The following is a 22132-nucleotide window of genomic DNA, read 5'->3' as shown; positions in this document are numbered from 1 at the left end:
TTCCTTATTAGGTGTTTAAGTCTATAGAGTCAACAGACTCTATTAGTATTTCGCTAAAAAAACGACAATTCAATATCTTATGCTAAATTCAGATATCAACATCTCATTTAACATCGACGCGTGGCGTGCGCATTCTAACGGCTTATCGCTGTCTCATGAATGGGAAAGCTGGGCAAATAACCTGCAATGGCCTGAAGAAGGTAAGCTGATTACCACAGCCATTCCCCCAATGATGCGCCGTAGAATGAGCAATTTAAGTAAGCTTGCTGTTCAAACCACCATTGAGTTATTGAGTGAACATGAGATTGACTATCTCGTCTTTGCCAGTCGCCACGGTGAGCTACACCGTAGCACACAGATAATCGATGACATCTTACATGGTGAAGAAGCCTCACCTATGGCGTTTTCTCAATCTGTTCACAATACCGCTGCTGGTTTAGCAACAATCGCAACAAAAAAGCCGATTCCATTAACCTCTATCGCGGCCTCAGAGAATACGTTCCAAAGTGCCATCGTTGAAGCATGGCTATACCTAGACGCTAATCCACAGCACAAAGTATTGGTCATCGACTTCGATGAACCCCTACCAGAAGCTTACGCGAAATATGAAGCACAACACTACCAAGGTTATGGATTTGGACTAGTGCTCTCCAATGGAGAAGATTTCTCGCTGTCGCAACGAGAGGCAAAAGAGACATCACCCACAACTCTTCCCCAAGGGCTAGAATTTATCCGTCACTTCTTATCTAATCGTAGCCAGTGGTCTATTGAATCTCCTAGGAACACATGGAGCTGGCGAAGAAAGTAATGAAAACAATCGATCAATATTGGCGTGTTTTCGCAACAGGCTTTTGTTTTTCTGTTTTTGGACTTGGGGGGCTCACGCTCAGTTTTGTTGTGATTCCAGCCATACACCTTTTTACTAAAAGTCAAACCGTTAGGGAGTATAGAGTCCAAGGCGCAATCCAGCGATCGTTTAATTTATTTTGCGAACTGATGAGACTCACTGGCGCTATTGACTACAAAATAATTGGTAGTGAGATCTTGCAGCAAGATAGGGACTGTTTGATCGTCGCCAACCACCCTAGTCTCATTGACTATGTACTGATCGCTTCACAATTAAAACGCTGTGATTGCTTAGTCAAGTCTGCCATCTGGGCAAATCCGTTTATGAAGCACATTGTCAAAGCTGCAGGCTATATTCCCAATGAGACACCTGATGATCTATTGGCATTATGCGAAACGCGCTTTGAACAGGGTAACGTGCTGTTGGTTTTCCCTGAAGGTACCCGCACGACACCAGGTATTCAATCAAAACTGCAAAGAGGCTCGGCACAAATCGCCGTACGAACTGAGCGAGATTTGCGCGTTATTCATATTACTGTATCTCCGAGCTTTCTCACAAAAGAGAAAAAGTGGTATCAAGTACCTCCAACTAAACCTTTTTTCCTTGTCGAAGTTAAGGATAAAGTTGAGGTTAAGCCATTTATAGAGCAAACTACGTCCCCAACAATTGCAGCTCGCCGTTTGCAGCAGCATTTATCAGAGACGATTTTTCCTAAAATTGATAGTGAACAAGTAGGCCCCAGTGGAAAAACTACACAACGAAATAAAACAACTTATAATTGATGCACTCAATCTAGAAGATTTAACGATTGAAGATATTGAGACAGAAGCTCCACTATTTGGTGATGGTCTAGGTCTAGACTCGATCGACGCATTGGAGCTAGGCTTAGCTATTAAGAAGAAATACAACATTGTCATTGATGCCGATGACTCTAATACTCGCGAGCACTTTGCCTCAGTGAGCAGCTTAGCGAAGTATATATCTTCACAAGTTAGTGAATAATCCGTAGGTACACCCAATGACAGAAGTAACTAAAGAACAGGTATTTTCTCAAGTAAAAGACGCACTTGAAGAGTTATTTGAGATCGATGCTGCGGACATCGTACCTGAAGCACACTTGTATCAAGATCTTGATTTAGACAGCATTGATGCTGTTGACCTCGTTGTTCATCTACAAAATGTAACGGGCAAAAAAATCAAACCCGCTGAATTCAGTACGGTCCGTACTGTCGAAGACGTGGTTGACGCAGTGACAGAGCTTCTGAAGGAAGCCTAATGAGCCGATTGCTGACAATCCTGTCCGCAGTTGTCCTGCTCGCTTATCCATTCGCCGTTTACTTCGGCATAGATAAATTCGGCCTTTCCATGGTGGGGATATTACTAATCGCTGCCTTGGGAGTCCGTTTACTCTCAGTGCAGCGTAGTCAGTTAAAAGAGCTTAAGTATGTTGCACAAATTACTGCACTAACGGGCATCTCTTTAGTAGGCTTGGGTATCCTATTTAAGCAACACGGTTGGCTCACTTTTTACCCAGTCGTTGTAAACCTATGCATGTTTATTGTCTTTGTGACGAGCCTTAGGCAACCACAAACCATCATAGAACGTTTAGCGCGCCTACAAGAACCAGAGTTACCTCAAAGTGGCATTGAATACACGCGTAAAGTCACCATTGTTTGGTGCCTATTCTTTGTATTCAATGGCTTGACAGCCCTATATACCTGCTTCCAACCGCTAGAGGTGTGGACACTATACAATGGACTCATCAGCTATATCCTTGCTGGCAGTCTGTTTGCCATTGAGTGGGTCGTTCGTCAGTTTATTCGTAAGGATCACTAAACAAAATGAACCTAGCAACCGCTGAGTTTTCATCACTCGCTAATGTTATGAATACTAAGCATCAGGATACAGATCCCGTTGCTTTTGCCCATAATAGCGTGAGAACTTGGCACGAATTTCAAGGTGATGTAGCTCAACTATCACAGCAGTTAATCACGCACCCTGCGCAACGAGTTGCCCTTTGCTTTAGTAGTAGCTATTTGTTTGCGGTCGGCTTCTTCGCGAGTTGCTATGCAAATAAAGTCATCATTCTTCCCGGTAACTATCAAACACAAGCCGTAGCAGAACTCAACGATCATTTTGATCTCCTTATCCACGACGACCAAGTCATTGTCGCCGATGGAGTGCCCACCCTTGAGGTAGGCAGTGCTGATTTTGACACATACTTAAAGCCTTGCTTCAAAACTCTACAACTTGAACAGATATCAATTACTTTGTTCACGTCGGGCTCTAGTGGCAAAGCAAAAGCGATCAATAAAACCCTCAAACAGCTAGATACCGAAATCGCAATACTCGAGTCATTGTGGGGAGAGCAACTGGCTAATGCTCGTATCGAAAGTACCGTGTCGCACCAGCATATCTACGGATTATTGTTTCGCGTTCTGTGGCCTCTATGCGCGGGTAGAGCGTTTGCAAAAAACAACCTAGAGTTTCCCGAGCAAGTAATCCATCATGCTGATAAAAACACGGTTCTAATTAGTAGCCCTGCCTTACTTAAACGCTTAACTGAAGAGCACCGAGGCTCCGCTCTGCGCTGTGTTTTTTCTTCCGGTGGGCCTCTACCATCAAGCGCAGCGAATCATAGCAAAGCGTTGTTTGCCCACCTGCCGATTGAAGTCTTCGGCAGTACCGAAACAGGCGGCATTGCATATAGGCAACAACACGCCTCAATCACACCTTGGCAATTGTTCCCTAGCGTAGAGGCCGAGCTAAATAGTGAAAGCTGCCTGCGACTTCGCGCTGAGCACATTGCTGGAGAGGAATGGTATCAAACTGCAGATGAGTGCCACTTCCATGATAAGGTGACCTTTGATCTTAAAGGACGCACTGATCGAGTTGTGAAAATTGAAGAAAAACGTGTTTCATTGGTTGAAGTAGAAAGGCGCTTAGAACAACTCGATTGGATCCAAGAAAGCGCCGTCATTCCTTTGCAAGACGGGAACCGTTTAACACTTTGCGCAGTCATAGTATTAACAGATGTTGGACAACAAGTAATTGAACAACTCGGCAAAGGAAAATTTTGGCTCTCGTTACGTAAAAATCTGCGTGATTGGCTTGAGCCTATCGCTATTCCAAGAAAATATCGCTTGTTGGATGAGATCCCACTCAACAGCCAAGGCAAACGACAAGTCGCTGAAATAGAAAGATTATTCCAAGAATAAATGAACATGGACAAAAGAAAACCAACCATCATAGACGTAGAAACTACAAATTCACAAGCGACGTTAACATTTAAAGTTGATGCTGATATTTTGGATTTTCGTGGTCACTTTACTGACTTCCCATTACTGCCGGGCGTTAGCCAAATAGATTGGGCACTGTTCTACGCCATCAAGCACTTAAATACACCACCTACATTTAAAGGTATGGAGGTGATTAAGTTTCAAGAGCCAATTCTACCCGATATGACCGTCAACCTTGTTTTGGAATGGGATAGCGCTAAGCAAAAGCTGGCCTTCAAATACAGCTCTAAACAAGGCGAACGGCTGGTTATTCACTCTTCAGGAAAAATGAAGTTGGGTGAATAAAGTGGAAAAGTACCAACCTTGTTTCCTTATCCCTTGCTATAACCATGGCAGCACTATTGCTGCCGTGGTGTCATCACTCGAACCTTTTTCGCTCCCTTTTATTGTGATTGATGACGGCAGTAACAGTGAAACCAAGCAAGCGCTGCAACACCTGACCAAACGAGATAACCTTATTTTGGTTACCTTGGTTGAAAACTCAGGCAAAGGTGGTGCAGTCATGGCAGGGATTCACAAAGCCAACGAGCTTGGCTACAGTCATGTTGTCCAGATCGATGCCGACGGTCAGCACGACATTGAGGCTCTACCCAAGCTGCTAGCTTGTTCACAGCAGAATCCAAGTCATCTAATTTCGGGTCAGCCAGTTTATGACGATAGTGTACCTAAATCCCGCCTGTATGGTCGATACGCCACTCATGTTTGGGTCTGGATCGAGACACTGTCTTTTACCATAAAAGACAGTATGTGTGGCTTTAGGGCTTATCCAGTCTCGAAAACCGTTAGCGTACTCAATAAGTACGACATTGGCACACGAATGGATTTCGACATCGAGATCTTAGTGCGTATGTACTGGGAAGGCATCGAGATTGATTTTGTTGATACACGCGTAATATACCCTGAAGGTGGTATTTCCCACTTCGATGCATTGTGGGACAACGTTAAGATCAGTTGGATGCACACTAGGCTTTTCTTCGGTATGTTACCAAGAATACCTCGGTTGTTAGCGCGTCATCGCCGCAACCTAGCCACGAATACAAATGCCCACTGGTCAAAAAGGCAAGAACAAGGCACTCTGCTTGGCATCAAGCTAATGCTTTCGGTATACAGCCTGCTTGGGCGTAAGGTGTTTAACCTGATCCTTAAAGTTGTCATGCGTTACTATCACCTAACTGGTAAAGAAGCCAAACAAGCTTCTGAACTCTATCTAAAGCAGCTACAGAGCTACGCTAGGCAGCACACCATCGCGCTACCGAAACGCTTGGATAGCTACCAGCATTTGCTCTCTTTTGGTCATACCATGATCGACAAATTGGCCGCATGGAAAGGTGATTTCAATGTCGACAATCTGACGATTCACGGCCAAGAACACTTCCAAGGTATGGTCGACAAAAACCAAGGTGTCCTGCTACTTGGCTCCCATCTAGGCAATATTGAGCTATGCCGTGCGCTGGGTAGACGCCATTCTCATATCAAAATTAATGCTTTAGTATTTACCGAACATGCCGAGCGTTTTAATACGGTCATGAAAGCCGTAAACCCCAATTCGGAACTGAACCTTATTCAAGTCAGCTCGCTAGGGCCAGATACTGCGATATTACTTCAGCAAAAGATAGAACAAGGTGAGTGGGTGGTGATTGTTGGCGATCGTACTTCCACCAGCAAAGAGAGTCGCTCGGTATGGGCAGACTTTTTAGGTAAACCAGCCCCCTTCCCACAAGGGCCATTCATGTTGGCATCGGTGCTCAAGGCGCCGGTTTACCTTCTGTTCGGCCTTCGAGATGACTCAAGTGACGAACCTCACTTTAACGTCTATTTCGAACCGTTTAGAGACAAAATCGTTCTTCCTCGCAAAGAGCGTCAACAAGCACTAGAGAAAGTGGTGCAAGACTATGCTAACCGTCTGCAACACTACACCCTGCAAGCACCACTGCAGTGGTATAATTTTTTCAATTTTTGGACATTAAGTAATCAACAAGATGACGACGCAAGAAAATAACACCATTAAGTTTGGCGCCCAAGCGCTAACTATTGAAGATGTGGTTGCCATTGCCCAAGGTGCCAATGCTAGCCTGAATAACTCACCAGAGTTCACTACAAAGATCGATCGTGGTGTGGCTTTTTTAGAGCGTCTACTTAAAGAAGAAGGCGTCATCTACGGGGTAACAACAGGGTATGGTGACTCTTGTACAGTTGCGATTCCGCCGAGCTTAGTCGATGAGCTACCACTGCATTTAACTCGTTTCCACGGCTGTGGTCTTGGAGAAATTCTGACTCATGAGCAAGCAAGAGCAGTACTCGCGACTCGACTATGCTCTCTAGCTCAAGGTGTATCTGGCGTCACCCATGACTTGCTTAACCAAATCGTAACTCTGATTAACCAAGACATAGCACCACGCATTCCTCAAGAAGGCTCCGTTGGCGCAAGTGGTGATTTAACTCCGCTGTCGTACTTAGCAGCCGCGCTGATTGGTGAGCGCGACGTACTTTACAAAGGCGAAGTTCGCCCAACCGCAGACGTATACACCCAACTAGGTATTGAGCCAATCCACCTTAAGCCGAAAGAAGGTTTAGCGCTCATGAACGGTACTTCCGTTATGACAGCACTAGCCTGCCTTGCTTACAAACGCGCTGAATATTTAGCTCAATTGTGTACCAAGATTACGGCAATGGTTTCTGTGGGCATGCATGGCAACGATTTCCACTTTGACGAAGCTCTATTTGCCGTAAAACCTCATCCTGGCCAGCAACGAGTCGCGGCTTGGCTACGTGACGATCTAAAGGCGGAGCGCCCGCCGCGAAATAGCGACCGTCTACAAGACCGTTACTCGCTACGTTGTGCACCACACGTGATTGGTGTCGTGCAAGATTCACTACCTTGGTTGCGTTCAATGATTGAGAACGAGCTAAATAGTGCCAACGACAACCCAATCATTGATGGTGATAACGAACGCGTGCTTCACGGTGGTCATTTCTATGGTGGTCACATTGCGATGGCGATGGATACGCTTAAAACTGGTATTGCCAACCTAGCAGATTTACTTGACCGCCAAATGGCGCAGCTTATGGACTACAAGTTCAATAATGGCTTACCATTTAACCTTACGGGTGCCGAAGGTGAGCGCAAGCCAATTAACCACGGATTTAAAGCGGTGCAGATTGGTATCTCGGCTTGGACGGCAGAAGCACTGAAACATACTATGCCCGCCAGCGTGTTTTCTCGTTCTACCGAGTGCCACAACCAAGACAAAGTTAGCATGGGTACGATTGCTGCACGCGACTGTATCAGAGTATTAGAACTTACCGAACAAGTCGCTGCCGCATCACTGCTCGCAAGTGTTCAGGCGGTAGAGATTCGTCGCCGCCACAATGAGCTTGATGAACACCATATGAGTGACAACCTGAAAATGATTCGTGACGCTGTGCTGAGCGAGTTTGAATTTGTTGCAGAAGATCGCCCACTAGAGAAAGATCTACGCCACTTTATCGCTCTAATTCAACAGCGCCATTGGTCGTTATACCCGGAGGCATAATGGAGCAAAAGATTGTCTTTCCACTCGAAGCTGAGGTGACACTCATCACCTCTTTTCAAGATGCCGATCCTATGGGTGTGATCTATCACGGCAACTACTTTCGATTTTTTGAAGAAGCACGTCGCATCATGATGGATAAGATCGACTACGGCTATCTGGCGATGAATGCCTCGGGCTACATGTGGCCCATCATAGGTACTCAAGTTAAGTATGTTAAAGCGATCCCGTTTAATCACGAAATTCGTGTGACTGCCAAGTTGACCGAGTGGGAAAACCGACTACGCATCGACTACGTTATCTTTGATGCAAAAACAGGTCAAAGAATGTGTAAAGGTCACACCATGCAAGTAGCGGTTACCATGGATACTGAAGAGATGTGTTTTGCCTCGCCTAACATCCTGATTGATAAAGTGGAACGTTGGCATCAGCACGGGAATATTGCTCAATGAAAAAGTGGTTATTACTTGTCCTAGCGGCGGTTTCCCCTCTCTCATGGGCTGAAGTGACGGATCTCGTTTCACTACAAGATCAACTCGCCAAACATTCGATTGTTCGCGGAGAGTTTACTCAACTGCGTCATATTGAGATGTTCGAGCAGCCACTTAGTTCGCAAGGCCACTTTACGCTGAGTAAACAACAAGGATTGCTTTGGCAACAAGATGTACCATTTCCAGTCAACCTTGTGTTAACGGAAGATAAACTGCGCCAAACGTTTTCTGGGCAAGAGCCACAAGTCATCACCGCGAATGACAACCCAATGGCGTTTTACTTTAGTCATGTGTTTTTGGCTGTTTTTCACGGTGATACGCAAGCATTGCAACAACAGTTCGACATTGCATTCAAGGTTACCTCTGGCGACTGGACTATTACGCTGACGCCAAAGCAAGCGCCTTTGAATGCGGTATTCGAAACGATTACCTTGGTTGGAAATCAGAACATTGATGAACTCACCCTAAGAGAAATTCGTGGTGATAAAACCGAGATTCTTTTCTCTAATCAAACTCATCAACCAGAGAGCCTAACGGATGCTGAACAAGCGCAATTCAGCTTCTAAGCTCCCTAACTCGGCAGAAGCAAAAAAGACGAAAAAGATCGCACTCGCATGGCTAGGTTTAGTCATGCTGTTCATTACTATGCTCGCGAAGCAGTGGATCTGGTCAGCCCAATCTCCGATTGAAACGAATATCCTCAAGCTGCTGCCTATTAATCAGCAAGATCCTGTCGCGGAATTAGCCTTTGAATCTGTATCAAGCAACTTAAGTGACAAAGTCGTCTTTGTTGTCACCTCAGACAACGCTGACTCCGCCTTCGCTGCCGCGAGCCATTTAGAGCGTTCTCTCACCCAGACGGGGCTATTTAATATGGTCTCAGGAAAGGTTAGTGCCACGCAACAGAGCCAGTGGGCAAGCTATTATTTTGACCGCAGGTACCAGCAACTGACCTCTGAACAACGCGATAGATTAGCAAACCAACCACAAGCGCAAGTACAGTATGTACTTCAGTCTCTTTATAATCCATTTTCCGGTGTTACTGGCCAGGAGTTATCCAGCGACCCGTTTTTGCTGTTTCGTGACTATCTCTCTGAGTTAACTCAGCTCAGCTCAGCTTTTCACCTTGAGCAAGGCTTTCTCGCAACAGAATTCGAAGGACAAAAATATGTTCTCGTTAGTGCAACTTTGAAAGACTCACCCTATAGCCTGACAGCACAACAAGGTGTCGCAGAGATTGAATCAATTGAACGTACATTATCAGAACAGTTTAATGCCAAAACCCAACATACTGGGGTGCTGTTTTATGCCCAGTTTGGCACTCAAAGCGCGAAATCAGAAATCAGTACTATCGGCCTATTTTCCTTACTTGGAGTAATCATCTTAGTCGTCGGAGTATTTCGTAGTACAGCACCACTTTCCCTCGCACTACTCTCAATTGGCGTCGGCCTTTTGTCGGCACTAGCTCTGACCACTTGGATCTTTGGTCGTGTACACCTATTTAGCTTGGTCTTTGGCGCAAGCTTGATTGGGGTTTCCATCGACTATGCTTTCCACTACCTCACTGAACGTCTTGCCGCGGGTCGCAAGTGGGACAGCCACAAAGGTCTTCAACACATTTTTATAGCCATCACCCTAGGACTGATCACGAGTCTAATTGGCTATCTTGGGATGCTAATAGCTCCTTTCCCGGGGTTGCAACAGCTGGCTCTGTTCTCTTCGATCGGCTTGGTCGCCGCCTACGCAACCGTAGTGGCTTGGTACCCTGTTTTGGCCGTTAAACACAGCGCGGATAGAAAACTACCAGGACAATGGTTTTGGCATAGATGGCTCGCGCTATGGACACAGCCTGTAGTGAAGTACGGGGTGCCCTTAGCATGCTTAACCATTGCTGTTTTACCTCTGACAAGCTTGCACTACGACGATGATATCAGGCAACTACAAGCTATGCCTGAAAGACTAAAACAGCAAGAGGAGTTCATCTCTAAGCTCAGTGGGCTACAATCATCGCAACAAATGCTCGTTGTTACGGCTCAAAATGATGAAGCGTTATTACAGCGCCTCGAATCTTTAGAACCACAGCTAGAATCATGGCAGCATGAAGGTGTGATTCAAGGCCATCAGAGCCTAAGCCAATACCTGAGTTCAACCGCTCGCCAAGAGCAAAACTATCAGCTGATTAAGACTTTATATCAACAGCAAGGTACGCTTCTTAGCAATACACTCAAGCTAGCGCAGCCACCAAGCTTAACTGCGCCATTATCGCTTGTGTCCTTACAAGAATACCTGACGTATACGGTATCTGAACCCGTCCGTTTTCTTTATATTGGTCAGGTGGAAGATAAAGTGGCCAGTGTCGTCGTCCTGAGTGAGTTGTCGCAACCCAAACAGATCAAAGCATTTACTGAGGCCCACTCTGATATTAGCTACCTCGACAAAGCAGAAGAAATCTCAGACTTATTTGCCAACTATAGAGTCAAGGTGATGGAGCTGGTCGTTATTGCGCTTGCCGTCATTTCGCTGTTACTAATGCAACGTTACGGCCTCAAGCAATCAATAAAGATATTAATGCCTTGCTTAGTTGCTTGCGTTGCGGGTTTAGCGACCGCTTCAGCCGTAGGCTCCACACTGAATCTGTTCAATTTACTCGCACTTATTCTCATTATTGGGATTGGCATCGACTACACACTGTTTTTTGCTGAAAAAGCGCGTAGCCAAAGTACATTACTGGCAATTACACTCTCGGCGATGACCACATTGCTCTCGTTTGGCTTGCTTTCACTTAGCCAGACGCACGCCATTCATAGTTTTGGCATCACTGTGTTGAGCGGTATTTTCGTTGCTTGGTTGCTGTCCCCTTTGGCAATTGAAGAAAGGAAACCATCATGAAGTCACGTTTTCTAGCCCAAACGCTATTAACCATATTGCTTGGCTTGGCCGTGAGTGCCTGTAGCTCAACACCACAATCAACCACGCCAAGTGTGCAAATTACCAAGCAGGAAAAAGTTGACTTACCAGCACCAAGCGACTTGGGTTATTCACTAACGGCCAGTCAACTGATTGAAGCAACATGGAACAGCGATGAACAAAGCCAATCAGAGCAACTGCCCGTTCAATTGCAAGTCAGTGACAACAAACTGGTGTTAGCGGGTTTTTCATCTTGGGGGACACGCATTTTATCCGTTAGTTATCAAGATGATGAAATAACAACCGATATTTTAAGTGGTTTAGGTAGCGTACTACCCGCACCTGAACAGGTACTATTTAACCTGATGATCACGCTGTGGCCTGTTTCTGCTTGGGAAGCCTCACTAAATGAGGTAAGGTGGCAAATAATTGATAGTAATAATTCCAGAGCTATTGTCGATAGCCGTGGTGAAAAGGTCATCGACATCCAATATAGCAACACAGATAGGTTAAGCGGAGATATCTTGTTCCATCACTTAATCGAAAACTACACTATTAAGATTAAAACGCTTCAATTTAGTAAAGCTTAGACAACTCCATAGATAGCCATCATGTTGACACAAGTTTCAAAACCCATTTTTATCCAAGACTGCGGTTTTCATTCTGCAATGGGATCTGAGGCCTCTCAGATTCATCAATGCCTGTCCGATCAATCCACATCTAACATGGTGCGAGATGACGATATACTCAATACTAAGTCCTCGACGGTTGTCGGTCGTATAGCACAATCGCTGCCCGAAATTCCCACACACTTACAAGCCTTCAATACACGCAATAATCAGCTTGCATTATCCGCCCTTAAGCAGATCGAAGAGTCTGTAAAACAAGTTATTGGCGAATATGGTGCATCAAGAGTTGCAGTGATTATCGGCACTAGCACATCGGGGATTGCTGATGGCGAAACAGCCTACCAACAGAAGTTAATTAGTGGCGACTTTCCTGACACTTACCATTATCGTAAGCAAGAACTTGGCAACGCCAGTGACTTTATCGCCACTTATTTCGGTATTACAGGCCCTTGTTACGCGATTTCTACCGCTTGTTCTTCTAGTGGTCGGGTATTCATTACTGCTCAGCGCCTTCTCAACAGTGGACTCGCCGATGCAGTCATTGTTGGTGGTGTCGATACCATTTGCCGACTAACATTGAACGGCTTTAACGGCTTAGAGGCCCTATCTAAGAATCTATGTCAGCCCTTTAGCGACTCTCGTGACGGCATCAATATCGGCGAATCGGCCGCTCTAATGCTGCTCAGTAAAAAACCGTCAAAAGTGGCATTGCTTGGCGCAGGTGATAGTTCAGACGCTCACCATATCTCTGCCCCTCATCCAGAAGGAATTGGCGCAGAGCAAGCCATGCAAAAAGCATTGGATAACGCAGGGTTAACCACTGCTGACATTGGTTACATTAATGCGCACGGTACAGCTACCCAACTCAACGACAGCATGGAAAGCAAAGCCATTTATCGGCTGTTTGGTAACAAGGTTTCTGTCAGCTCAACCAAGCCGTTTACAGGTCATACGCTTGGCGCAGCAAGCGCTACCGAAGCCGCGATTGCGTGGCATATTTTAGTACACGATTTACCACTCCCCATTCAGCATTGCCAAAACAAAGCAGATGACATCAATGTTTCACTGGTTGAAGCACCAACGAAACTGCAAGGCAAAGCCATTTTAAGTAACTCTTTTGCATTTGGTGGTAATAACATTAGTCTCATTTTTGGTTATACCCATGACTAACTATCCTGCTATTGGGCAGTTGCTGCCCCACGATGAGCCCATGATACTTATTGATCGTGCGCTAGACATACAACAAGAAACCATTCACTGTCAGGTGGATATTGGTGCCAAGAACCCTTTCTTCAACTTAAAGTCAAAAAGCATTCCTGCCTATGTCGGGATTGAGTTTATGGCGCAATCGGTAGCGGCTTGGTCTGGTTATCATGCCATGCGGCAAGAGCAAAAGCCTCCTATAGGTTTTCTTCTAGGTAGTCGCCGTTACACGTCTCACTGTGACCATTTCGCACAAGGTCAGGTACTTGATGTATACGCAGAGAAAATGATGGAAGACAATGGTATGGCCGTATTTACAGCCCGTATCGAGTTCGAACAGAAGATAGTTGCTAGCTGTCAGTTAAATGTTTACGTACCATCCGAACAAAAATTAAAAGAAATGAAAATCAGGAGTCAACAATGACCCGACGAGTTTTAGTGACAGGTGCAAGTAAAGGCATCGGTAAAGCCATCGCCATTCAATTGGCTAAAGATGGATTTTCCATTGCAGTCCACTACATGGGTGACCAGCAAGGCGCTCAGGAAACATTAGACACTATCGAAGCTAACGGTGGTACTGGCCGTCTAATTCAATTTGATATCAGTGATCGCGAAACATGTCGGACTAAGCTAGAAGTCGACATCGCAGAATATGGCGCATACTATGGCGTAGTAAATAACGCAGGGATCACACGCGATACCGCTTTTCCAGCCATGACTGAAGAAGAGTGGGATGGTGTCATCCATACCAACCTAGATAGCTTCTACAACGTACTTCACCCATGTGTAATGCCTATGGTACAAAAGCGAAAAGGTGGACGAATCGTCACTCTCGCTTCGGTATCTGGTCTAATGGGTAACCGTGGACAAACCAACTACAGCGCAGCAAAAGCGGGCGTTATTGGTGCAACTAAATCTCTTGCACTAGAGCTTGCTAAACGTAAGATCACTGTAAACTGTGTCGCTCCTGGCCTGATTGATACAGGCATGGTCGATACCCACGTCAAAGAGCACGCAATGCCACAAATTCCGCTCCGCCGCATGGGTGAGCCTGAAGAAGTCGCAGGTCTGGTGAGCTACTTGATGTCTGACATTGCTGGCTATGTGACTCGCCAAGTAATCTCAGTTAATGGAGGTTTAATATGAGCCGCCGCGTCGTAGTTACGGGTATGTCGGGTGTTACTGCATTTGGTAACGACTGGCAAACGGTTGAGCCAAAGCTTAGAGCCTGTGAAAACGCCACACAATATATGCCATCTTACGAGCAGTACGATGGTTTAAACACAAAACTCGCCGCCCCTGTCGATGACTTTGAAATACCAAAACATTACAAACGCAAACAAGTGCGTGGTATGGGTCGTGTTTCTCGCTTGGCGACCGTGGCGACAGAAAATGCCCTAGATCAAGCTGGTTTGTTAGGGGCAGATATCCTGACCAATGGTCAAACTGGCATAGCATATGGATCATCTACGGGTAGTACCGACGCGGTTGGTGCATTTGGCGTGATGCTTAATGAGAAATCAACCAGAGCCATCACAGCAACCACCTATGTTCAAATGATGCCACACACCGCAGCAGTCAACGTTGGGCTGTTCTTTGGATTGAAAGGCCGTGTCATTCCAACCAGCAGCGCATGTACTTCGGGTAGCCAAGCAATTGGTTATGCCTACGAAGCGATTAAACATGGCTACCAAACGGTGATGGTGGCTGGTGGCGGTGAAGAACTGTGCCCGACTGAATCTGCTGTCTTTGATACCCTATTTGCCACCAGCTTAAAGAACGACACTCCCAAAAGTACTCCTCGCCCATACGATACTCATCGTGATGGCCTAGTGATTGGTGAAGGGGCTGGTACATTAGTTCTTGAAGAGTATGAGCATGCTAAAGCACGTGGCGCAAAGATCTATGCTGAAATAATTGGCTTTGCCAGCAACTGCGATGCCGCTCATGTAACCCAACCACAGATGGAAACCATGCAGATTTGTATGGAGATGGCGCTGCAAGATGCGGGAATCGAACCGGAGAAAATCGGCTATGTTTCAGCGCATGGTACTGCGACGGATCGTGGTGATATCGCTGAAAGTAACGCCACCGCGAATGCACTAGGTAAAGTGCCAATCAGTTCACTTAAGAGTTACTTCGGCCATACTCTTGGTGCTTGTGGAGCCATTGAAGCATGGTTGAGTCTCGAAATGATGCACACAGGCTGGTTTAGCCCAACACTCAATCTAGATTCTTTAGATGAGCTGTGTGGTAACCTCGACTATATAACTGGTAACGGTCGCGAACTTGAGGTGGAATACCTGATGAGCAATAACTTTGCTTTTGGTGGCATTAACACATCAATTATCTTTAAGAAGATCTAGCCCTAAGGTCTCTTTCTCAGCCAAGTCCAACCGTGACTTGGCTGACTTCTCCCCTCATTTCATTCTCCCTATTCTCGTTTCTCGTTTCTCGTTTCTCGTTTCTCGTTTCTCTAATAATTTTATGCACTTGCGCACAGTATCTGCTAGTAAAACTTAGCTAACATCCAAACCTGAAGCAATCTCACAAGTTATTTTTAACAATTAAGTAACATACAAAGAATTACTCATTATCTCGTGATTTCAGCCGCATAAAGCTCTTAATACAACCGATTTTCCACATATCCCTTTCAAGAATTGCTAACTTATTTTTAGGTAATTATTTATCTGACCATACGCAATTTATAAGCGTTTGAACGTGAAACGGAAATAATAAAATAACGAGTAGAAAGGAACAATTATGTTTAGAATAAGCAAGTTAGCGGCTTCGTTAGCGTGTATTGTTTTAAGTGGCAGCCTATACGCTGCAGAGCCTTACGATGCAACGAAGACCTACTCCGGTGGCAGTCAAGTGACCGTTGGGGGCAATACCTACGAAGCAAAATGGTGGGTTAATGCAGGACAAAGCCCTACCGATAACTACGCCAATGAATGGGATTCTCCATGGAAACTGGTCAGCGGGACTACACCAGAGCCAGAGCCTGACCCTGACCCTACTCCAGATCCGACACCAGACCCAACGCCTGATCCAACTCCCGATCCAACACCGGACCCTACACCAGGCCCAGTTGGTGATGCCTGCGCTGAATTCAACGTGTACCCAAATTGGACACAAGGAAATCATGCCACTGGCGGTGATATCATGGTCAATGAAAATGTCGCTTACAAAGCAAACTGGTGGACATCTTCCATTCCAGGTAGTGACAGCAGCTGGGGACACCACCTAGACTGTGACAATAACTCTTCTGGTGGAACAACTGCACTGCAACTGCCAAACCCCATGGACCCAGTTCGGCTCGAAGTCAGCGGCTGGCCAAGTAACTTTGTGGTCGCAAGCCCTGCGAGTTTAGATGCACCATCTACCCTGACCATTGGTGCAGTCAATAGTCAAGACCTTGCAAGTATTACCAAACTGACTGACGCCTTCGTGGCCTTGATTCAAGTGGCAGACCTTGCTGGCTCGACTTCAATAATTATTAACAGCGATGTGTTAGACACAGCAACAGCCGATAAAGGTGCAGCCCTTGGTACTGTTGCGGTCAAACAAGCACTAACTGCAGCAGTAGACGCTACTGGCACCCAAAGCCAAATTGATATTAACGCGATCAATGCGCTTACGGATGATGTTAAAGGATGGGCGCAAGCTCATAACCTTGTCATTTCAGCGCTGGCACCGCAGGCGACATTCGGTTGGACATTGAGCATTGGTGATTTTGCTTACAACACTCATTCAGGTAAACGAGCCGTATGGAACGCCGCTTCTGGCGCGTCTTCAGACCTGTTGGCGAGTTTCGAACTGTACAAAGCAGACTCTCTCAACAAGGCCGATTTTGTTGCCTTTACTAAATCCGCTTCAACGGCTGCGCTCACAAATGAGCAATGGCACTATGCGCTAGAATACGTTAAACAAGTGTCTGACCATATCAAAACACCGGTGCTACTTTCTTCGATTCCAACCGCTCAGGCTTCCACCTACTTCTTAGGCAATAACTCTGGTGACCGCCATATTCGCAAAGCTGCACACAGCAACATTTTTGCGATTTTATTTGATACAGACAGTGCTGACCTAAATACTAAGATCGCTCGTTACCAGACTGCGACCGTACCTTTGTATTACGTTGGCGAAAGCGTGAAGAATGGACCACTCACTCGAATCACCTCATTGAATGCTGAGTTGGCAAGTGCTGAAAATGCAATGAACAACCAAGCCTTCCTTTATGAAGTGGCTCAAGCACAATGGGCACCATCTACGGTATACAAATGGAATGACTTCTTAGCAGGTCTTAACTCGATGCACAATGTCGGTGTCGCTGGTAACACCTTCTGGCTATTGGATGACAATGCTAACGATGCGACGAACTCAGTTTACGCAAAAGTCGCCATTGCCGCATTCTTAGCGCAAAGTATGCAAGAAACCATTCGCTACAATGCTTGTGATGAAAACAACTGGTCCGAGGTGAGGTACGGCGCTCCGGTTAACTACCCGATGACAGCGAGTTGTGGTCAGCTAGGTCAGAAATACGCCGATTATGGTAAAGACCCGGTTACGGGCATTGACCATCCTTACTCGTGCCCTCGCGATCCGAAGATGGAAGTCACTGCACTAACCAATGCGAAATGGTACGGTGCTCCAGCGCCTGTTTTCGCAGCACCAGACTCCGTACTTGCAGAGAAAGGTTTACTGGTTAACGGTAACGTTGGCCGGTGGACAAACGACGGTCACTGTATGGAAGTCCCTACCAGCGTAGACACCTCTAAGCAAGTTTGGGAACGTGGTGAGTGTAAAGTCTACGAAGGTCAGAAAGCCGGTAAATTCATCTGGGATGGTAGCGACACTAACGGAACTGTCGAAGGTTGTGGTTGGTGGGGCCGTGGTGTGATTCAAACTACAGGTCGCCAAAACTTCGGTACGCTAAACCACTTCATGGGGCGCTCTCATGTTGACCCAGATACCGTAGGAACTACAGTGAATGGTGTTGTGGTTGAAGCACCTCCTGCGAACCCTCTTTATGCTGATCTCGACTTCTGTTCTAACCCTGGCTTAATTTGTAGCTCAGAAGAAAACCGAGAAATTAAATGGATTGCTGGTCTATTCTACTGGGTGAGTTCAGTACAAACCTACAATGATGAAGGTGGGCCTTACGCACAATGGAACTACCATACCGAGCTGAAGAAATACGTTGACGGTGGCCTACAAGGCACTGAGTTTATCGACGCAGTCTCAGGCATCGTAAACCGTGGCTGTCCTGATAGTCATTGTCCGGTAAGTGGTGAAGTTCACGCGGTTAAAGAACGTCAGGACAACTTCAAGCTTGTGTTGCAAACTCTGGGTCTAAATCCTCAATAATCTTTCATTGTTGTAATAATGAAAAAAGCTCCCACTCTTCGGGAGCTTTTGCTTTTTCAAGATAAGCTTAAAATTGTTACTATTAAAGCACTTAATCAGCTCACCTTTGATAAATAAGGAAGTGATAAAGAACGAATTTAGGTAATGGTGGGGGTTCTATTCAAAATCACCTCGGCTCAAGAAGCTACTCGCAAAGCTGGTAAAGGTGAAATCTAACAATATAGAGCCGTTTTATTGCGGGCTTTTCTATAAAATTTGAACAATCTGCTACGAAAGTTGCCCTACCAGTATAATAAACCTTTACAAAGCCCAGAGTTCAGGTACTATCTACGTGCTCTGCAATTCAGAGTTATTAGTGAAACAGCAAGTCGAAAGTAAATTCTTAGTAAACCGCGTTACCGTTGTTATCCTTAGGTTTCCCTTAGCTTCATCGTTACATTAATTAGTTCAAATTTTCAGTGCATATAGAAGATTAACTTAACTTACATAAGGAAGACATCATGTCTAACAAAACTACTGGTATCGTAAAATGGTTCAACGAAGAGAAAGGCTTCGGTTTCATCACTCCTGAAAACGGCGGTGCTGACGTATTCGTTCACTTCCGTGCAATCGCTTCTGAAGGTTTCAAAACTCTAAAAGAAGGCCAACAGGTTTCTTTTGAAGTTGAACAAGGCCAAAAAGGCCCACAAGCTGCTAACGTAGTTCCAGCTTAATTTTAGATTGACTTCAACGTCAATTATAAGATTCAAAAAACCAGCCCTAGTGGCTGGTTTTTTATTACCTAAAGCAACCAACAAAAAGCCCTACCAAAGTAGAGCTAACGTTAAAACCGATTACCACATCAAATCATCTGGCACGACAAAATCTGCGTATGGGTCATCCTCTGCAGAGATATCTTCCGCTGGTGCATTTTGTTCGATGATTACGCTCTCGTCACGCATCCCAATTTTATTCGCTACGCTACTTGGAATAACCACATAAGTATCATCGGCGCGCGCAATCGACAAAATGCCTTTTGCAAGTTGGTCGCGGATCAATTGCTCTACGTAGATTGCTTTAACAAGCGTACCATCGGTAAAGTTGTATTTGATTTCGCCATCTTTCTGATCAAGTTTGTTCATCTCAATCAGTTGCTTGATTTGCGCTTTAATCTCTTTGGATAGACGTTGCTCTTTCTGCTCTTCGCTCAGTGCTTTATCGCGCTCTTGTTGTTGGCGTTTGCTCTCTTCCACTGCTGCTTTAACTTCGCGCGCTTGTACACGAGATTTCTTCGAGCCCTTCTTTGCTTTCTTCAGTTTCTTCTCGTTCACTAATCCTGCTTTAAGCATTTGCTCTTGAAGTGTCAGTTTTGCCATTGTTCTTCCACAAGTAAGTCATCAATTTGCGTCTATTTTAACGATTCAATGCAGTCAAATAAAGACTTCATCCTTCATAAAATTCCCAGTTGAAAGGAATAGAAAATCATCGTCTCTAAGCTAAAACAGAAACAACTGAATTTGCCGGTTTTGGTTCGCTTCTCGCAGTTCTAGCGGTACTCGACATACCTTTAGATATGGCACATCAGGTAGTTCTGAGCGCTATTCGTAACATCATCGGCGATAAACCTGCTAAATAAAGCCTGTCAAATCAAAAATGGCAGGCTTTCACTGAGACCCTCGAAATCGCTGGGGCGTAATTCCTGTCCAGCGTTTAAACCCCCTTCTGAAATTGGCGGTATCACTGTATCCCAAACGAAATGCAATTTCTTCGATGGTCAATTCGGTCCGGAGCAGAAACTCTTTGGCAACGTCACTACGCACTTCGCCAAGCAATTTCTGGTAGCTCGTCCCATCCTGTCCAAGCTTTCTTCTTAACGTGCGTGAAGAACAGCCAAACTGCATTGCAAGCGCTTCAATCGATGGAAACACACCTGCACTCTGATACAAAATCGTTTTGATCTGGTTGGTCAGTAAATACGGCGATTGCAAGGCTACCATCACTGAATCACAGGACTGAAGGCAATTGCTCAACATGTCGGCGTTATATGTTTTAAGCGGCAGAGACAATAGCGACGAACAAAAGCTCAAACTTAGACTAGGCGCTTCAAACTCGACCACACAGTCAAATCGTTCACAATACTTCGAACTATAAGCAGGAGTTCGATAAGGTAAACAGAGGCGAGTAATCGCGAGTCTTTCCCCTGTTAGCTCCTCGAACATAGACACTAACGCACTAAAAAAATACTCGCTACAGAAAGGCAGAAGTTCACCAATTTCGAGCGTATTTTCCAATACGATAGACGCTATATCGTCATCTATTGTCACTTTTACAGCAAATACCGGACCATTTAGGTTGAGATATTTAAAGCCCGTTTTGATCGCTTCTTCTAAAGTACGGCTACTTAAGATGGCATAACCTAAAAGACCAAAATGGCTCAAGTTGGCCCTTTCTCCAATCAATAAACCCAGCCCTACGTCGTGAAACTGCTGAGACACATGGCGAAACAACATCAACTTATCCGCATAGGTCAACTGCGTTTTTTCGCTTTGCCAATCTAAGTGAACTAAGCCTAGTTCCTCTAATATGGGAATGGTCTTGACTCCAAATCCTTCCACCGCTTTTAGCAGCAAGGCAATGTCCATTACGCCTAACTGGTGACGGTGGTCTGTAGGTAGATACTCAGCGACAATTTTCATAACTAGGTTATTTGAGGGTTGATGGCTATTTGGTGTTTCTAGCATACTGACATTATGAGTTTACTTTCGTGATCGTAGGTGACTTTATGTCCGAAAGTGACCTGATTAATCACTTCAAAATGGCTCAAGCTAAGCCAAGTGTTAATTATTTGTAAATCAAAGCTATGATCTCTACCCAATGTGCTCCAGAGAGCCTTGTATCGTCAGAAGGCAAACCCACCTATGGTCATTTTGATGGTACGCCTAAACAGCTCAATGCAACGTGTTTTGACTATCGAAATAGTATGGACAAACCTGCAAGCAAGCTTGCCAAGCATTTCCACTACAAGCAGTTTCAGTTTGTCAGCCTGAAAACGGCAAGATACATCATAGGATTCGCCATCGCAGATATACGCTACCTTGGTTCGTCTTTTTGCTATATCTACGACACCGAAAGCGACTCGCTAAGCGAACAAAGCTGGTTAAGACCACTGTCGTTTGATAAACAAATGACCGAATCGCCCTACTCTGGTGTGACACAGTTCGCGCGAGCTAAGCTGCAGTTTGAATTAACCAAAGGCCAGTGGCGTGCTAAAGCGATGAGCAACAATCTGAAGCTCGATATTATTTTACATGCTCCAGCCAATAGTTTACCGCTTTCCGTATGCACGCCTACGGCCTATTCCGGCTGGACTTACACTCAAAAGCACAACGCACTTACCGTGACTGGCAAGCTAGAAATCGCTGGCAATAGCGTAGATCTAAACAGTGCACTCGCCAGTTATGACTTTTCAGCGGGGTATATGCGCCGTGAAACGAGTTGGCGCTGGGCGAGCATCAATACCCGTGATGAAAACACCTTGCTTGGGTTGAACCTAGCCGCAGGGGTTAATGAAACCGGCAGCTGCGAGAATGCACTTTGGGTCAATGGCCAACGACACTTGCTCAATCCAGTCCATTTTACGCTTGATCGCGACCATGTTGAGCAAGATTGGCACATATATTCCGACGATGGACGAGTAGAACTTAGCTTTAAACCCCTCAATAAACGCAGTGAAAAGCTCAATCTGTTGGTGCTTAAAAGCAATTTTCGTCAGTTTATTGGCCGTTTTGATGGTTTTATTATCGACGGAAATGGACAAAAACATCCGTTCAATAACGTATTGGGGCTAACAGAAGATCACTATGCCAAATGGTAACCT

The 22132-nt window shown here is 45.4% G+C and carries 22 protein-coding genes; 20 read left to right on the top strand and 2 right to left on the bottom strand.

Going from position 1 to position 22132, the window contains the following annotated elements:
• Positions 1-79 precede the first annotated feature (79 nt).
• The 19 genes from APB76_RS06290 (at position 80) to cspE (ending at position 18989) form a co-directional block, all read left to right on the top strand.
• Complete coding sequence (locus APB76_RS06290) at positions 80-808, top strand: beta-ketoacyl synthase chain length factor (RefSeq protein WP_054961083.1); 729 nt, start codon at positions 80-82, stop codon at positions 806-808.
• Positions 808-1629 (top strand): lysophospholipid acyltransferase family protein, encoded by an 822-nt coding sequence (locus APB76_RS06285; protein ID WP_049844917.1) that lies wholly within the window; start codon positions 808-810, stop codon positions 1627-1629. The genes APB76_RS06290 and APB76_RS06285 overlap by 1 nt, the downstream gene beginning before the upstream one ends.
• The gene (locus APB76_RS06280; RefSeq protein WP_049844676.1) at positions 1589-1849 is read left to right on the top strand and encodes a phosphopantetheine-binding protein; all 261 of its coding nucleotides are present in this window, start codon (positions 1589-1591) and stop codon (positions 1847-1849) included. The genes APB76_RS06285 and APB76_RS06280 overlap by 41 nt, the downstream gene beginning before the upstream one ends.
• 16 nt (positions 1850-1865) lie before the next feature.
• Positions 1866-2123 carry an acyl carrier protein gene (locus tag APB76_RS06275; RefSeq protein WP_049844675.1) on the top strand — a complete coding sequence of 86 codons (258 nt, stop codon included), beginning with the start codon at positions 1866-1868 and terminating at the stop codon, positions 2121-2123.
• Entirely contained in the window at positions 2123-2683 is a 561-nt protein-coding gene (locus APB76_RS06270) for a COG4648 family protein (protein WP_054961084.1), read from the top strand. Before APB76_RS06275 ends, APB76_RS06270 begins: the two co-directional genes overlap by 1 nt.
• 5 nt (positions 2684-2688) lie before the next feature.
• A complete protein-coding gene (locus APB76_RS06265; RefSeq protein WP_054961085.1) occupies positions 2689-4065 on the top strand; it encodes an AMP-binding protein in 1377 nt (458 codons plus the stop codon).
• Positions 4066-4071: 6 nt separating this feature from the next.
• The gene (locus APB76_RS06260) at positions 4072-4431 is read left to right on the top strand and encodes an ApeI family dehydratase (RefSeq protein ID WP_054961224.1); all 360 of its coding nucleotides are present in this window, start codon (positions 4072-4074) and stop codon (positions 4429-4431) included.
• A 1-nt stretch (position 4432) separates the two neighbouring features.
• Positions 4433-6145, top strand: a complete 1713-nt coding sequence (locus tag APB76_RS06255; protein WP_054961225.1) for a glycosyltransferase family 2 protein — start codon at positions 4433-4435, stop codon at positions 6143-6145.
• On the top strand, positions 6126-7679 hold the full coding sequence (locus APB76_RS06250) for an HAL/PAL/TAL family ammonia-lyase (protein WP_049844673.1): 1554 nt from the start codon (positions 6126-6128) through the stop codon (positions 7677-7679). Before APB76_RS06255 ends, APB76_RS06250 begins: the two co-directional genes overlap by 20 nt.
• Positions 7679-8128: an acyl-CoA thioesterase gene (locus APB76_RS06245; protein WP_049844672.1), complete on the top strand. Its 450-nt coding sequence runs from the start codon at positions 7679-7681 to the stop codon at positions 8126-8128. Before APB76_RS06250 ends, APB76_RS06245 begins: the two co-directional genes overlap by 1 nt.
• A complete protein-coding gene (locus APB76_RS06240; RefSeq protein WP_054961086.1) occupies positions 8125-8733 on the top strand; it encodes a LolA family protein in 609 nt (202 codons plus the stop codon). Before APB76_RS06245 ends, APB76_RS06240 begins: the two co-directional genes overlap by 4 nt.
• On the top strand, positions 8705-11056 hold the full coding sequence (locus tag APB76_RS06235; protein ID WP_054961087.1) for an MMPL family transporter: 2352 nt from the start codon (positions 8705-8707) through the stop codon (positions 11054-11056). The genes APB76_RS06240 and APB76_RS06235 overlap by 29 nt, the downstream gene beginning before the upstream one ends.
• Positions 11053-11664, top strand: a complete 612-nt coding sequence (locus APB76_RS06230) for a DUF3261 domain-containing protein (RefSeq protein ID WP_054961088.1) — start codon at positions 11053-11055, stop codon at positions 11662-11664. Before APB76_RS06235 ends, APB76_RS06230 begins: the two co-directional genes overlap by 4 nt.
• A 21-nt stretch (positions 11665-11685) precedes the next feature.
• Positions 11686-12873, top strand: a complete 1188-nt coding sequence (locus tag APB76_RS06225) for a beta-ketoacyl-[acyl-carrier-protein] synthase family protein (protein WP_054961089.1) — start codon at positions 11686-11688, stop codon at positions 12871-12873.
• Positions 12866-13330, top strand: a complete 465-nt coding sequence (locus tag APB76_RS06220) for a hotdog family protein (protein ID WP_054961090.1) — start codon at positions 12866-12868, stop codon at positions 13328-13330. The genes APB76_RS06225 and APB76_RS06220 overlap by 8 nt, the downstream gene beginning before the upstream one ends.
• Positions 13327-14052, top strand: coding sequence for a 3-ketoacyl-ACP reductase FabG2 (locus tag APB76_RS06215; RefSeq protein WP_054961091.1), 726 nt, complete (start codon positions 13327-13329; stop codon positions 14050-14052). Before APB76_RS06220 ends, APB76_RS06215 begins: the two co-directional genes overlap by 4 nt.
• Entirely contained in the window at positions 14049-15272 is a 1224-nt protein-coding gene (locus APB76_RS06210; RefSeq protein ID WP_054961092.1) for a beta-ketoacyl-ACP synthase, read from the top strand. Before APB76_RS06215 ends, APB76_RS06210 begins: the two co-directional genes overlap by 4 nt.
• Positions 15273-15669: 397 nt before the next feature.
• Entirely contained in the window at positions 15670-18276 is a 2607-nt protein-coding gene (locus APB76_RS06205) for a cellulose-binding domain-containing protein (protein ID WP_054961093.1), read from the top strand.
• Positions 18277-18776: 500 nt separating this feature from the next.
• Positions 18777-18989 (top strand): transcription antiterminator/RNA stability regulator CspE, encoded by a 213-nt coding sequence (gene cspE / locus APB76_RS06200; RefSeq protein ID WP_004744614.1) that lies wholly within the window; start codon positions 18777-18779, stop codon positions 18987-18989.
• Between the two features lie 120 nt (positions 18990-19109).
• On the opposite strand, the gene APB76_RS06195 is transcribed toward cspE, so the two are convergent.
• Positions 19110-19631 carry a DUF2058 domain-containing protein gene (locus tag APB76_RS06195; RefSeq protein ID WP_054961094.1) on the bottom strand — a complete coding sequence of 174 codons (522 nt, stop codon included), beginning with the start codon at positions 19629-19631 and terminating at the stop codon, positions 19110-19112.
• 288 nt (positions 19632-19919) lie between these two features.
• Entirely contained in the window at positions 19920-20951 is a 1032-nt protein-coding gene (locus APB76_RS06190; RefSeq protein ID WP_054961226.1) for an AraC family transcriptional regulator, read from the bottom strand.
• A 164-nt stretch (positions 20952-21115) separates the two neighbouring features.
• On the opposite strand from APB76_RS06190, the gene APB76_RS06185 reads away from it, so the two are divergent.
• Complete coding sequence (locus tag APB76_RS06185; protein ID WP_054961095.1) at positions 21116-22129, top strand: DUF2804 domain-containing protein; 1014 nt, start codon at positions 21116-21118, stop codon at positions 22127-22129.
• Positions 22130-22132 lie beyond the last annotated feature (3 nt).

The organism is Vibrio bivalvicida, from assembly GCF_001399455.2.
GTDB classification, from domain to species: Bacteria; Pseudomonadota; Gammaproteobacteria; order Enterobacterales; family Vibrionaceae; genus Vibrio; species Vibrio bivalvicida.
This window is presented reverse-complemented; position numbering and strand designations above follow the sequence as displayed.

Coding starts and splice junctions, on each gene's coding strand:
- APB76_RS06235 (WP_054961087.1), top strand. CDS start 8,705: ATGCTGAACAAGCGCAATTCAGCTTCTAAGCTCCCTAACTCGGCAGAA.
- APB76_RS06285 (WP_049844917.1), top strand. CDS start 808: ATGAAAACAATCGATCAATATTGGCGTGTTTTCGCAACAGGCTTTTGT.
- APB76_RS06210 (WP_054961092.1), top strand. CDS start 14,049: ATGAGCCGCCGCGTCGTAGTTACGGGTATGTCGGGTGTTACTGCATTT.
- APB76_RS06205 (WP_054961093.1), top strand. CDS start 15,670: ATGTTTAGAATAAGCAAGTTAGCGGCTTCGTTAGCGTGTATTGTTTTA.
- APB76_RS06250 (WP_049844673.1), top strand. CDS start 6,126: ATGACGACGCAAGAAAATAACACCATTAAGTTTGGCGCCCAAGCGCTA.
- APB76_RS06290 (WP_054961083.1), top strand. CDS start 80: ATGCTAAATTCAGATATCAACATCTCATTTAACATCGACGCGTGGCGT.
- APB76_RS06270 (WP_054961084.1), top strand. CDS start 2,123: ATGAGCCGATTGCTGACAATCCTGTCCGCAGTTGTCCTGCTCGCTTAT.
- APB76_RS06260 (WP_054961224.1), top strand. CDS start 4,072: ATGGACAAAAGAAAACCAACCATCATAGACGTAGAAACTACAAATTCA.
- APB76_RS06220 (WP_054961090.1), top strand. CDS start 12,866: ATGACTAACTATCCTGCTATTGGGCAGTTGCTGCCCCACGATGAGCCC.
- APB76_RS06240 (WP_054961086.1), top strand. CDS start 8,125: ATGAAAAAGTGGTTATTACTTGTCCTAGCGGCGGTTTCCCCTCTCTCA.
- APB76_RS06215 (WP_054961091.1), top strand. CDS start 13,327: ATGACCCGACGAGTTTTAGTGACAGGTGCAAGTAAAGGCATCGGTAAA.
- APB76_RS06190 (WP_054961226.1), bottom strand. CDS start 20,951: ATGAAAATTGTCGCTGAGTATCTACCTACAGACCACCGTCACCAGTTA.
- APB76_RS06275 (WP_049844675.1), top strand. CDS start 1,866: ATGACAGAAGTAACTAAAGAACAGGTATTTTCTCAAGTAAAAGACGCA.
- APB76_RS06230 (WP_054961088.1), top strand. CDS start 11,053: ATGAAGTCACGTTTTCTAGCCCAAACGCTATTAACCATATTGCTTGGC.
- APB76_RS06195 (WP_054961094.1), bottom strand. CDS start 19,631: ATGGCAAAACTGACACTTCAAGAGCAAATGCTTAAAGCAGGATTAGTG.
- APB76_RS06265 (WP_054961085.1), top strand. CDS start 2,689: ATGAACCTAGCAACCGCTGAGTTTTCATCACTCGCTAATGTTATGAAT.
- APB76_RS06185 (WP_054961095.1), top strand. CDS start 21,116: ATGATCTCTACCCAATGTGCTCCAGAGAGCCTTGTATCGTCAGAAGGC.
- cspE (WP_004744614.1), top strand. CDS start 18,777: ATGTCTAACAAAACTACTGGTATCGTAAAATGGTTCAACGAAGAGAAA.
- APB76_RS06225 (WP_054961089.1), top strand. CDS start 11,686: ATGTTGACACAAGTTTCAAAACCCATTTTTATCCAAGACTGCGGTTTT.
- APB76_RS06245 (WP_049844672.1), top strand. CDS start 7,679: ATGGAGCAAAAGATTGTCTTTCCACTCGAAGCTGAGGTGACACTCATC.